11 protein-coding genes are annotated in these 12,554 nt (G+C 46.2%); 8 read left to right on the top strand and 3 right to left on the bottom strand.

What is annotated here, in order from left to right:
* Positions 1-60: 60 nt before the first annotated feature.
* From Tfer_RS10520 to Tfer_RS10485, 8 genes are all read left to right on the top strand, one after another.
* Positions 61-495 (top strand): DMT family transporter, encoded by a 435-nt coding sequence (locus Tfer_RS10520; protein ID WP_052218371.1) that lies wholly within the window; start codon positions 61-63, stop codon positions 493-495.
* A 23-nt stretch (positions 496-518) separates the two neighbouring features.
* Entirely contained in the window at positions 519-1,790 is a 1,272-nt protein-coding gene (locus tag Tfer_RS16065; protein ID WP_083436900.1) for a phosphatase PAP2 family protein, read from the top strand.
* Positions 1,791-1,900: 110 nt separating this feature from the next.
* The gene (locus tag Tfer_RS10510; protein ID WP_052218370.1) at positions 1,901-2,350 is read left to right on the top strand and encodes a MarR family winged helix-turn-helix transcriptional regulator; all 450 of its coding nucleotides are present in this window, start codon (positions 1,901-1,903) and stop codon (positions 2,348-2,350) included.
* Positions 2,340-3,806, top strand: a complete 1,467-nt coding sequence (locus Tfer_RS10505) for an MFS transporter (RefSeq protein WP_052218369.1) — start codon at positions 2,340-2,342, stop codon at positions 3,804-3,806. The genes Tfer_RS10510 and Tfer_RS10505 overlap by 11 nt, the downstream gene beginning before the upstream one ends.
* 36 nt (positions 3,807-3,842) lie before the next feature.
* A complete protein-coding gene (locus Tfer_RS10500) occupies positions 3,843-5,102 on the top strand; it encodes an MFS transporter (RefSeq protein WP_052218368.1) in 1,260 nt (419 codons plus the stop codon).
* 214 nt (positions 5,103-5,316) lie between these two features.
* On the top strand, positions 5,317-6,054 hold the full coding sequence (locus Tfer_RS10495) for a methyltransferase domain-containing protein (protein WP_052218367.1): 738 nt from the start codon (positions 5,317-5,319) through the stop codon (positions 6,052-6,054).
* 995 nt (positions 6,055-7,049) lie between these two features.
* The gene (locus tag Tfer_RS10490; protein ID WP_052218428.1) at positions 7,050-8,954 is read left to right on the top strand and encodes a bifunctional acetyl-CoA hydrolase/transferase family protein/GNAT family N-acetyltransferase; all 1,905 of its coding nucleotides are present in this window, start codon (positions 7,050-7,052) and stop codon (positions 8,952-8,954) included.
* A gap of 110 nt (positions 8,955-9,064) precedes the next feature.
* Positions 9,065-9,961 carry a selenium metabolism-associated LysR family transcriptional regulator gene (locus tag Tfer_RS10485; protein WP_052218366.1) on the top strand — a complete coding sequence of 299 codons (897 nt, stop codon included), beginning with the start codon at positions 9,065-9,067 and terminating at the stop codon, positions 9,959-9,961.
* A gap of 30 nt (positions 9,962-9,991) precedes the next feature.
* Here the strand turns inward: Tfer_RS10485 and Tfer_RS10480 are convergent, their stop codons facing one another.
* The 3 genes from Tfer_RS10480 to Tfer_RS16805 form a co-directional block, all read right to left on the bottom strand.
* Positions 9,992-11,032, bottom strand: coding sequence for a YeiH family protein (locus Tfer_RS10480; protein WP_013119431.1), 1,041 nt, complete (start codon positions 11,030-11,032; stop codon positions 9,992-9,994).
* Positions 11,033-11,195: 163 nt separating this feature from the next.
* Positions 11,196-11,942, bottom strand: coding sequence for an adenosylcobinamide-GDP ribazoletransferase (gene cobS / locus Tfer_RS10475; protein ID WP_052218365.1), 747 nt, complete (start codon positions 11,940-11,942; stop codon positions 11,196-11,198).
* A 402-nt stretch (positions 11,943-12,344) separates the two neighbouring features.
* The coding region (locus Tfer_RS16805) for a hypothetical protein (RefSeq protein ID WP_207642445.1) at positions 12,345-12,554 on the bottom strand (210 nt) is incomplete at its 5' end.

Genomic DNA, 12,554 nt, shown 5'->3' with positions numbered 1-12,554 from the left:
AGCGGAAATATGGTAAAATTAAGTCGGTGTTACGAATTCCGTGTCTTACGGGGTGAAAATATGAGCAACTTTTTCGCGGTGGGCCTGGCAGTTGTTATTGGAGCTTTGACCTCCATTCAATCAGCCGTTAATTCTGAATTGGGCAAATACATTGGCGGTGTGGCGGCTGCCCTGGTTAGCTTTACCGTTGGGACAACTACTTTGGTTGTTTTTTATCTGTTTTCGGGTGAAGGAGGCTTAAAAGGCGTAACCAGGGTTGCCCCCTACCTGCTTATTGGCGGTATGTTCGGAGCTATGTTTGTTTTTGGTATGATAAAATTGGTTCCACGTATCGGGGTAAGCAGCGCTTCAGCCGGAGTTATTGCCGGGCAGTTGCTGTTGGCTATGGCGATAGACCACTTTGGCTGGTTCGGCGTGGCCAAACATAGCCTGAATTGGGTGCGTGGTATGGGCGCCCTGCTCCTGCTCCTTGGTGTAAGACTTATGAGCAAGTAGGTTAACGAGTTGGTGAAATGTAAATGAATATCACGTCTTATTTTCTACAATACGGTGCTTTGGGTTTGTTTTTGGTTTCATTTGCGGAATCATCTTTTTTTCCTGTACCTCCGGATGTGCTCTTAATACCGCTGGCGATAAAAAATCCATCTTCAGCTTTGCTCCTGGCTTTGATCACCACTGTGGCTTCGGTGGCGGGAGCCGTATTCGGCTATTTCATCGGTTGGCGGGCGGGGCGGCCTGTTCTGGATAGGTTTGTTTCCGGGGCCAGAATACATAAGGTTGAGGAGATGTTTGGAAAATACGGCGGCTGGGCAGTGGCTATTTCGGCTTTTACCCCCATACCCTTTAAAGTCTTTACCATTGCTTCTGGAGTGTTTAAGGTAAATAAGAATACATTTTTATTGGCTTCCTTGTTGGGCCGCGGCGCCCGGTTTTTTTTGGAGGGACTTATTATTATGCTGTTGGGCCGGGCAGCGGAACAATTCCTGAACAAGTACCTTGGTGCGGGGACACTGGTTGTGGCTGCAGTAGTTCTGCTTATTTATCTGCTTTACAAAGTTAGGCATCAAGGTGTACCGGCCGGCGGTATTTTTGCTGTCTGGACAAAGAAAATAGAATTACTGATTGAAAAGAAATTGAGCCCGCTAGGGGAATTTGGAACATATCTTGTTTCCGGAAGCATCCTGGCGGCCATGTCTCTTTTAATCTTTGCTAAACTGGCTGAAGACCTGATATTTAACGAGTTAAGACTCTTCGACACTGTAGTGACGAACTTTATCACCGGTTTGAGCAGCCCGGCCCTCACTGAAACTATGAAATTAATTACCAATTTTGGCTCAGCAGGAGTTTTGGCGATAATTGCTTTGCTGGTTGTATTTATTTTGATCAGACAGAAAAAACATTATTGGGATTCTGCTATGGTGGTTATATCACTTTTGGGCGGGTGGCTACTCAATGAAGCTCTGAAGATGATTTTTCAAAGGCCCAGGCCGGAACTTACTCCGTTGGTGGAGGTTAGCGGCTACAGTTTCCCCAGCGGCCATACCATGACCAGCGCTGCCTTTTATGGTTTTTTGGCTTTTCTGACCTGGTTGTACCTTCGCCATTCCCGGTTTAGGGTTTTGGTAGTTGCTGGACTGACCCTGTTAGTTGTTTTGATCGGAATTAGCCGGATTTATTTAGGCGCTCATTACCCCAGCGATGTCCTGGCCGGCTGGGCAGGCGGGGGATTTTGGCTGGCCGGCTGCATTTTGGCGTTGCAAACTATAAGGTATAAAAAACAGTATTATTAGAGTAAAATTTTTGCTATAATAATTGTCATAGCAATTATTGTTTCGGCAATGATTTAATGTTGTTGTTGGGTTTGGGAATTTGTATCGGCAAAGATATAAGAGGAGTTCTTATGGAATTTAAAATGGAAGATTCTTTGGGATTTATTATCAATAAAACTGCTTTAAAGATGAAAAATAATCTGGCCCGACATCTCAAGCCATATGAAATTACGCCTGAACAGTGGGGAATCTTGAACTGGCTATGGGAAAAGGAAGGAATTTCTCAAAAGGAGCTATCGGAAAAGAGTTTTAAGGACCAGCCCAATGTTACCAGAATCCTGGATAAACTCGAGGAAAAAGGCCTTATTAAAAGGCAGGAGAATCCTGATGACAGGCGAGCCTTTTCTGTATTTCTTACCGAAAAGGGGTATGGACTCAAAGGTGTGTTAGTGACTGCGGCAACAAAAGCGCTTGATGAGGCGTTACAGGGGTTTGACACCGGGGAAATTCAACAATTGAAAAACTTATTGGAAAAAATCTTTACTAATTTAACTGACAGGGAGGAAGAACATGAAGGCTGACCAAATTATAAAACCATTACCGACTTTACATGAGCAGTTAACTCCAAGTCGCCGGTTTCAAGTCCTCATAGCGGTAGCAGTGGGCACCTTTATGGGACCGTTGGATTCCAGCGTAGTCAATATAGCTCTGCCGAGCATCCGTTCCTATTTCCAGGTTTCATTTTCCTCTGTGGAATGGGTTGTTATGGCCTATTTACTTATCATCAGCAGTCTCCTGCTTACTTTTGGCCGGTTGGGAGACCTTTATGGACATAAACGCATTTATATCTGGGGTTTTGTTGTTTTCACCATCGGCTCATTGCTCTGCGGCCTGGCCCCGTCCATCGGCTTTCTAATCGCTTTCCGCGTTCTGCAGGCCATTGGGGCCGGCATGCTAATGTCAATGGGGCCGGCTATAGTTACTGATGTTGCTCCACCCCAAGAACGGGGGAAATACATGGGAGTGATTGCTGTTTCAGTATCCATTGCCCTTTCCACAGGGCCTGTACTTGGTGGGTTCCTGACTGCCAAGTTTGGCTGGCCGAGCATTTTTTATATTAACGTTCCAGTTGGTATCTTGTCTATCATTTTAGCCCAACAGGTTATCCCTGATTCCGGGGGGCAAGGGGCCCAGCCTTTTGACATTAAAGGAGCGGCCTTGGTTTTCCTTGCCCTGGTTGCTATTCTGCTCCCTTTGAGTTATGCCGAAAAAGTAGGTTGGAGCAATCCTTATATCATTACTTCGCTGGCGGTGGGGATATTATTGTTTGTTGCATTCCTGTTCCTGGAAAAGCGGCTGGCCCATCCCATGGTTGACCTTTCCCTCTTTAAGAACAGGCTTTTTTCCATGTCCAATTTATCAGCGCTGTTGAATTATGTGGCCATGTTTTCGGTTGTTTTGCTGATGCCCTTTTATCTGCAGCAACTGCGGGGTATGCCTCCTTCCAAAGCGGGGTTGATGCTTATTCCCATGCCCTTAACCACCATGTTGATTGCGCCTATCAGCGGATCCTTATCCGACAGGGTGGATACCCGTTATATCAGTTCCCTGGGAATGGCCATCACGGCTCTGGGTATGTGGTTGTTGAGCAACCTGAATTTCGAGTCTTCCAATTTAACGGTGGTGTTGGCGCTGGTTACGGTGGGGCTCGGTTCGGGAATATTCCAGACACCCAACAACAGCGCCATAATGGGGGCGGTACCGCCATACCGCAGGGGTATAGCTTCCAGTCTGCTGGCGGGCATGCGGAATGTGGGCATGGTTTTGGGTGTGGCCATATCAGGAGCCGTATTTACCGGCCGGCAGAATTACCTTATGAAAAAGCTGGCAGCAGCCGGCATGGCCGGCGCGCCGTTGAAAATTCAAGCCTTTACCGGGTCCATACAGCTCGCCTTTCTTGTTGCATGCGGCATTGCCTTGTTGGCTGTTTTCACTTCCCTGGTCCGGGGACCGGCTAATGTTCCGAATATGCATTGACTTTTACATCAGTTTTATTGGGGGAACAGATGAATAATGGAAAAGGTGTTGTCAAAAAAAAGGTTGCAGATTCCCCAGGTAGTTGCGGCGCTGAAACATAGAAATTTCCGCTTATTTTGGGGAGGGCAGTGTATCTCCTTAATCGGCACCTGGATGCAAAATGTGGCCCAGTCCTGGTTGGTTCTCGAGCTAACCAGGTCTGCTTTTTGGTTGGGGGTTGTAAGTACATTTCAATTTCTGCCTATGACGTTGTTTTCTCTGTATGCCGGTACGCTGATAGACCGGTTTCCCAAAAAGAAAATGCTCATTTTTACTCAGGCCGGGCTGATGACTTTGGCTTTTATTCTGGCAGTGGATACCTGGATGCACACGGTAAAATTATGGCATGTGCTTATCCTGGCCGTTCTTTTGGGGGTAATGAATACTTTTGACATGCCGGCCAGGCAGGCTTTTATGATAGAATTGGTCGGAGAAGCGGACCTGATGAATGCTATTGTGCTCAATTCTTCCATTTTTAATGCTGCGAGGGTTGTAGGTCCTTCGGTATCCGGACTGGTAATTGCCAAGTTGGGCATTGCTTTATGTTTTTTAATAAATGCGGTAAGTTTCCTTCCCGTCATAACGGGAATATGGCTGATTCGTTTGCCAAAGCCTGTCCAACCGGCAAGCCGGCGCTGCCAGGAGGGGGTTTGGCAGGGAATAAAAGCCGGTTTGGATTATGTCCGGAAGACGCCGGGCATTTTCGTACCCCTGGCGCTGCTGGCCGTTATAAATGTTTTTGCCTTCAATTTCAACGTCCTGGTACCTTTATATGCGAAGAACGTATTTCATGCGGGGGCGAAAACCTATGGTTTTTTGATGGGCGCTAACGGTGTCGGCGCTATTATAGGTTCTGTAATTTTGGCCATTAGGAGCGCGCACGGGCCGAAAATGCGCAGCCTTTTTATAGCGGCGGCTGGGGTAAGCATTTTTGAGCTATTGCTGGTACCGGCCAAAAGTTACGCCCTGGCCTACCTTTTACTGGGGATTACAGGATTATGGGTCATCACCTTTACGACTAACTGCAATTCGCTGCTGCAGGTACAATCTCCGCCAAATATGCGGGGCCGGGTAATGAGCATATATACTCTGGTTTTTGGCGGTCTTGTCCCGCTTGGTAGTTTTTTGAGCGGCTCCATGGCCCATGCCTGGGGGGCCCCGGCAGCATTGGGATTAGGGGCTTTGATAAGCTTAGCTTTTACTGTGGCCTTGGTTATTTGGAGACCGTCCCTGTTAAAACAAGAAATTAACTTCTAATGGCAGGGCTGATGTCCTGTTTTTTTTTTTTGTCAGTTGCCTAAAACCCGGCCATGAGTTACGGACGGCAGTACAGCGGCATCCACAGGGCAACGGTTGTTTCAATAAAAAAGTTTTGGCCGGTTGATTTTAGATAGGCCTAATGGCATTGATCTTCGTATAATGATTTAAAGATTTATTGTTATGCAATTTAAAAAAACGAAGGGAGATTTCCATGAAATCGGAAAATGTACAGTTTTTATGCAGTCCCCACACAGGTGAGAGGTTGGAGTTAATAGTCGAACAGGGAGCTGGGGGTAGGCCGGTAGAACTGCTGGTAGGCCAAAAAACGGGGGCAAAGTTCCCTGTGCGGGAGGGTATTCCCCTGTTTCTCGATAAAAGCCAGATGCCGGGCAATAACCGCAAACAACAGAAGTTTTATAACTTAGTGGCCCCTTTTTACGACTTTTTGCACCGGATGCAAACTGCCCGACAGGGTGGCGAGCATTTGATGCGCATGGAGTATATTAAAGAGTTGGGAATAGGCGATAAAGATAAGGTCCTGGAAGTATCCATAGGGACGGGCGCAAATTTGCTTTACCTTCCAAGAACAGCACAATGTTTTGGCATTGATATTTCCTGGGAAATGCTGAGGCGATGCAAGAAGTCCATGCAAAGAAAGGGCATTGACGTTGAACTGGCCATGGCGGCAGCAGAAAAACTACCCTTTGTAGACAATGTTTTTGACGTGGTATTCAATGTTTTGGGATTAAGACTATTTAATGATAAAGGCGGCGCTATAAGAGAAATGCTACGGGTTGCGAAACCGGGGGCCCGGATTACCATAGTAGACCAGGCTAAAACCGGAGCGCCTTTGCACCTGCTTCCCCGTGAAATAGTAGGACCGGAGTACAAAGAAATTTACTACGGGCATCTGTACTGCCTGTCATTTAAAAAAGCTGAAAAAAAATAACACAGGAGTTGATCAACCACTGAGCGAGCCAACTGTAACCCTTAAAAGGCCCTTTGCGTAGTATTTAATAAGACCGAAAATTTGACTGCACAGAGATTCAAGTGGAACGGAAAAGGAGGGTTTTCATATGGCGGAAGCTAAGCAGCAGCAATTTATTTTCGGCTTCGGGTTCTTTTTCTTCATAATCATTATTTTCTTTTTTGTCGGCGGTTGGTGGTAAAGGGTATAATTTTAGGAACAAGCACCAATAGCAGTAAATATACATAGTATTTAATGAAGGTTAGTTGAAAATCAGTAGTAAAGGGGGGTATAAAATGGCAGACGTTAAAACTCAGGAATGGTTTGCTAACTTTGCGTTTATCCTTTTCCTGATTCTGATCCTTCTCTTCTTCGGAGACGGAGTATGGTAAAAGAGCCGAATTGTTTTAAAAACGCAGAAACAGTTCCGGCCCTGCAACGGGCCGGACAATTTTTAATTTAAATAGTATGGACCCCTGGACAGATTTGAAAAACTTTTAACTGAATTTAGGTACCCTTTGGGAGCAAAACTAGAGTAAAGGAGGGTTTGGAGTGGCTGAAGTACGAACTCAGGAATGGTTTGGCAACTTCGCGTTTATTCTTTTCCTGATTTTAATTCTTCTTTTCTTCGGGGATGGGGTTTGGTAAAAAACAACCAAAGCTGTGCCTGATACCGCAAACAGAAAGGAGGGCCTGCGGATGATAAGAACTCAAGAGGTTGCTTGGGGTAACTTTGCTTTTATCCTCTTCTTGATTCTGATTCTCCTTTTCTTCGGCGATGGCGTATGGTAAAATTAAAGTCATAGCTAATACTGAATTGACACCGCTTCCTGAGTCCTTAGGGGCGGTGTTTATTTTTTATGAAATATCGTTTTTTACGAAAAATAGGCTGCTCGGGAATATAAAAATATGGTATTATAAAATAAGAGAGAACGTGAAAAAATGCACAAGCTTAGAAAGGAGTGTCCAGGGTGAGTATGGAAGAGACTGTCGGCATCATCGAAGAAATACGCAAAGTCTATCCCCAAAAGTTTGTTTCACAAGAAAAGGTATTTAGCCATATCCGCCCCGGAGACCGGATTTTTATCGGTACGGCTTGCGGGGAGCCCCAGTTCCTGGTACAGGCTTTGGTCAGTTATGTGCAGAAACATCCCAAGGCCTTTTGTGATACGGAAGTGCTGCATGTCTGGACTCTCGGCGTGGCCCCATATACAGATAATAAGTTCCGGGATTATTTCCGCCATAACTCCTTTTTTATCGGCAGTAATACCAGAAATGCAGTTAACCAGGGGGTGGCTGATTATACGCCGGTATTTTTATCGGAAGTGCCGGGTTTGATCAGGCGCGGGATAACACCCATTGACGTGGCCTTGATCCAGACCTCCCTGCCCGACAAACACGGGTACATGAGTCTCGGAATAAGTGTGGATATTGTCAAGGAAGCTGTTAAGGCCGCTTCGGTGGTAATAGCTCAGGTAAACTCTTATATGCCCAGAGTGCATGGCGATACCTTTGTACACATCAGGGACGTGGATTTTATTATCCCGTTTAATGAGCCGCTGCTTGAGTATAATGCCAGGGTTTCCGATGAAATTGCCATGCGCATTGGCAAATATGTGGCCCGTATTGTGGAAGACGGTGACACCATCCAGGTGGGGTACGGCAGCATACCGAATGCGGTCTTAACCTGCCTGCGGGATAAAAAACACCTGGGCGTACATACGGAGCTGTTGACAGACGGGATAGTGAAGCTAATGAAAGCCGGAGTTATTGATAACAGTAGGAAGACAATCGACCGGAATAAGACGGTGGCCGCTTTTTGCATGGGGAAAAGAGAAACTTACGAATACATCCACGATAATCCCGCTATTGAGTTTCGCACCGTTGACTATACCAACAACCCTCTAGTGATAGCCAGAAATTATAAAATGACAGCTATCAACAGTGTTTTGGGCATTGATTTAACGGGACAAGCTACTGCGGAATCCATTGGCCGGACTTTTTACAGTGGGATTGGGGGACAGGCCGATTTTATGCGGGGTGCTTGTTTGTCGCCGGGCGGCAAAACAATTTTAGCGCTGCAGTCTACAGCGAATAATGGAACTGTATCCAGGATCGTTCCTTTTCTATTTGAAGGGGCAGGGGTGACCACTACCCGGGGGGATGTTCACTATGTAGTCACAGAGTACGGCATTGCCTATTTGCACGGCAAAAATATCCGTGAGCGGGCTATGGCTCTGATTTCCATTGCTCATCCCAAATTCAGGCCCTGGCTGGTCGAAAAAGCCAAAAAGTTAAACCTGATATATAAAGACCAGGCCTTTATATCCGGGGAAAGAGGAGAATATCCGGAAGAATTGGAAACCTACCGGACTACCAAAAAAGGTTTAACGTTGTTGCTTAGACCGGTAAAAATAAGTGACGAACCGTTATTGAAGGAATTCTTCTATTCCCTTTCCGAACAAAGCATGTACAATCGTTTTATTTCCTGGCGCAGAAGTATGCCCCATGAACATCTTCAGCAATTTGTGGTAGTGGATTATACCAACGATATGATAATTCTGGCCGTTTTGAAAGAGGGGCATAAAGAAACAGTGGTTGGTATGGGCCAATACGGTGTGGATGAACATTCTCTTGCGGCAGAAGTTGCCTTTGTCGTTAGGGACGAATACCAGAACCAGGGGGTATGCACCGAACTGATGTCTTACCTGACTTATCTGGCCAAGAAACAGGGTATTGCTTATTTTACAGCGGAGGTATTACTTGATAATATACCAATGCTCCATTTGTTTGAAAAAATGGGTTTTGATATGGAACGGAAAAGTTCAGACGGAGTATATGAATTGAAAATGGCTTTGAAAGGGCAAGAGGAGGTTGAGTGATTCTCCCCTGCCGGCGAACCACGGTTTGTACCGTGGTTTTTCTTTGACATTTCTGATAAACTAGGTATTATGATAAGTGATTGGCCTTTGCTTAAGGAGGTTATGATCCGATGAACCGCCAGCACCTGGAATTATTTAAAACTGTCGCTGAGAAAAAGAGCTTTTCCAAGGCGTCTGAGGCTTTGCATATTAGTCAGCCTGCCATTTCCCAGCAAATTAATGCCCTTGAAGAGTACCTGGGCGTTAAGCTTTTAAACCGCACGACCAGAAAAGTAACCCTGACCGAAGAAGGCAAAATACTTTACCAATATGCCATTCAGATCTGTAAACTTTTTGACGATGCAGAACGGGCCCTTAGCGAATTCACCGGCGTGGTGAAAGGGACGCTGACGATTGGAGCCAGCCTGACGATCGGAGAATATTTGCTGCCTAATATAATTGGCGCTTTTAAGGTGGAGTACCCGCAAGTTCAGATTATACTGGACGTTTTTAATACAAAGCATATCGTACGCCGCCTGCTGGAACAAAATATTGATGTAGGTCTGGTGGAAGGGCCGGTAAATAACGATGACTTATCGGTGGAGCCCATAATGGAGGATGAACTTTGTGTTATAGTGAGCCAAAAACATTCGCTGGCCGGACGAAATTCCGTATCTCTGGAGGAATTGGCATGTTTTCCTTTTGTACTGCGTGAAAAAGGGTCCGGCACCCGGGAAGTGATGGAGGAAGCCTTGCGCAATGCCGGGTGGGACCCTAAAGAAATGCTGATAAATTTGGAATTGGGTAGTACAGAAGCTGTTAAGGCCGCAGTGGAAGCAAACCTGGGTATATCTATTCTGTCCAAACGTACAGTGCAAAAAGAATTGCAGTTAAATTCGCTGAAACTGCTGGCTATAGATGGGTTGAAAATAATAAGAAATTTTTATGTAGTCTATAATCCCAAAAGGCATCGCACCCCTGCGGTGGAACACTTCCTAAATTTTATTGCCGGGCTCAACCTGTCATGATTTTTTGATGGGTGATTTGGGTTTTAAGGGCTAAAATCTAAAGTGGGTGACCAGCACGAAGCCCAGTGCAGAAAGGACCACTGAACCGCAGAAGCCAATAGCAAAAGATTTTATACCCAAGCGCCGGAAAGAGGAAATATCCACATTTAAACCCAAAGCAGCCATAGCCATGGTTAATAAAAAGATACTTAGGTTTAAAATGAAAGCTATAACCTGATGGGGAAGAATACCTGTCGTATTGATAATGCTAACTCCCAGGAAACCGAAGATGAACCAGGGAATAGGCAAGTTGCGAAGGCCGGGTTTCTGACCGGTGGCTTGTTTTCTGTTGAACAGGAGGCCAATAACCAGGACGGCGGGGGCCAATAAAGCGACCCTGCCCAATTTCACCAACACAGCAATGTCCGTTGCCGTGGCGCCGGCTGGTTGGGCAGCGGCAACTACGTGAGCCAGTTCATGCAAAGTTGACCCGGCAAAAATGCCGTACAGACGCCCAGCCATTACTCCGGCTTTTAACAGAAAAGTATATACCACCGTGCCGATAGTGCCCAGCAGGGCTACAATGGCCACGGAAATAGCCGTTTGTTCTTCTGTTGCATCTACTACCGGAGCGGCAGCGGCTACGGCAGCGGCACCACAGACCCCTGTTCCAACTCCGGTGAGCAGAGCCATTTTTTTATCCACCTGCATTTGCCTGCCAAGGAAGTATATAAAGATTATGGCAAAGGTGATTACAGTAATGTCCAGCAGTACAATCCGGGGCCCGGCCGAAATGATATCATCGATATTCAACCTCACACCCATGAGAATTATTCCCAGTCGCAGAATTATTTTTGCTGTAAAGTCGATACCCGTTTTTGCCTCGAGAGGTACGTTCATAACTGCCCGCCAGGTGATTCCCAGCAAAATGGCGGTAACCATGGTCCCCATTACGGAGACATAAGGGAAAGTCACAATTTTTTGTGCCACCACACTTAATACCAGTGTTAATGCGATGCCCTGCAGGTACCCCGTTGGTCTGGGTTGAAGCAAAGAAATACTGTTTCTCCCGGAGTTTTCATATGTTTGCATTATCGGAACACCTCCAACATTAATAATTAACACTAATATGTCGGGAAAAATAAAAATAGGCCTTAACTATCTGGCCTAAGTATATCATGGAAAAAATGAAATATGAAATTCGAATTCACCATAAGTTTTATAATGAGTACTTATAAATTCCGTTTCGTTATTGCTAAAATAAATTTAACTTTAGGAGCAAGGGTATCAGCGCCAGGGTAAGTACTTCAATGCATTCGTTCATGGCTCCAAGGGTGTCGCCGGTGACGCCCCCGATTTTTTTATTTATATATCGTCCTAAAAGTACGGACCCGGCAAAGGCACAGGCTGTCAGGATGAAGCCGGGCAGGTTGAGCAGAAAAAGGCCCGCTATAATTACCGTTACAGATGCCCAGGCCAGTTCCCGCCTGCCAACCAGGTCGGTGAATGTGCCCGTCCCTCCACCTGAACGGGCATAATCGTAAACGGCGGAGCCATAAACCAGGGACCAGCGCCCCAGGGCCGGAACAAGGACAAGGCCGGCCAGTTTCGCGTCAGGCGGAATTTGGCCCAGCAGTATGAATTTAAACAACAGGTCAAGGCAACCGGCGATTACGCCATGGGAACCGACCCGGCTGTCTTTCATAATTTCCAGTATCCGGTCTTTAGGTTTGCCGCTAAAAAATCCGTCGGCTGTGTCCATCAGCGCGTCGGTATGCATATTGCCGGTTATAAATACGGTAAAAGCCACGGCGAAAAGGTCACAAACAGGTGGGCTGAAAAACTGGGACAGGATAATATAGACTGCCGCAGTGAGTATGCCTAATAGCAGCCCCACTACCGGATAATAGGCCATCGAACGGGCGAGGTTTTTTTCTTCCACATTTCCGCGAACGGTCACCGGGATTCTGGTTAAAAACTGCAGGGCCAGCAAAAATTCCACTATTGTCACGTCTCCTATACTGTTTTGAATAAAACGTTAATGTTCAACTATTTCGCCAGCCAGCGGCTAATTCCTTTACTCAACTTTTAGTTTTAATACTTATTTTCACTGTCTGTAACGGTGAAATAATCGTTGCATCGTAACGACAGTGAAGGCTTGAAATCGCTGTTTCCGGCACGGACGCCTCAATCCCGAGGACGTAATTATTTAAACCGCAGAATCCACAGAGAATCCACTTAGTAATTTTCTTGTTCGGTTTTTTCTCGGTTTTTCTCTGTGTTCTCTGAGTCCTTTGTGGTAGATGGTTGCTGGCCGTAACCTCGGAGCAACGGTTACTTCACTATACAGCGGCTTCTATTTTTCTTTCTCCCCTCCTACGGCAGGATAGGGAGGGTTCTCCGCTTACCGTTTGGGAGCGACTGCGCCCGCAAACCCGTTGCCGGGCAGGCAGGGAGTTCCCGCATGCCCGAAGATGGCGAAAATACCGTTTTGAGGCTTTACTACTGCATTTACTCTGCAGGATATCCAAAAACCGCTGCACATTAAAGTGATGAGTTGCGACTTAGTGGAGGGCGGATAGACAGTGTTTACGACAGTGAGGGCTTGAAATTG

The sequence above is a fragment of the Thermincola ferriacetica genome (assembly GCF_001263415.1).
Taxonomy (GTDB): Bacteria; Bacillota; Thermincolia; order Thermincolales; family Thermincolaceae; genus Thermincola; species Thermincola ferriacetica.
Note: the sequence above shows the minus strand (reverse complement) of the source record. Positions and strands in the feature narration are given on the sequence as shown.

What these genes read in the sequence shown, in the direction of transcription:
- Tfer_RS10520 (WP_052218371.1), top strand. Translation starts at nt 61, where the DNA reads ATGAGCAACTTTTTCGCGGTGGGCCTGGCAGTTGTTATTGGAGCTTTG.
- Tfer_RS16065 (WP_083436900.1), top strand. Translation starts at nt 519, where the DNA reads ATGAATATCACGTCTTATTTTCTACAATACGGTGCTTTGGGTTTGTTT.
- Tfer_RS10510 (WP_052218370.1), top strand. Translation starts at nt 1,901, where the DNA reads ATGGAATTTAAAATGGAAGATTCTTTGGGATTTATTATCAATAAAACT.
- Tfer_RS10505 (WP_052218369.1), top strand. Translation starts at nt 2,340, where the DNA reads ATGAAGGCTGACCAAATTATAAAACCATTACCGACTTTACATGAGCAG.
- Tfer_RS10500 (WP_052218368.1), top strand. Translation starts at nt 3,843, where the DNA reads ATGGAAAAGGTGTTGTCAAAAAAAAGGTTGCAGATTCCCCAGGTAGTT.
- Tfer_RS10495 (WP_052218367.1), top strand. Translation starts at nt 5,317, where the DNA reads ATGAAATCGGAAAATGTACAGTTTTTATGCAGTCCCCACACAGGTGAG.
- Tfer_RS10490 (WP_052218428.1), top strand. Translation starts at nt 7,050, where the DNA reads ATGGAAGAGACTGTCGGCATCATCGAAGAAATACGCAAAGTCTATCCC.
- Tfer_RS10485 (WP_052218366.1), top strand. Translation starts at nt 9,065, where the DNA reads ATGAACCGCCAGCACCTGGAATTATTTAAAACTGTCGCTGAGAAAAAG.
- Tfer_RS10480 (WP_013119431.1), bottom strand. Translation starts at nt 11,032, where the DNA reads ATGCAAACATATGAAAACTCCGGGAGAAACAGTATTTCTTTGCTTCAA.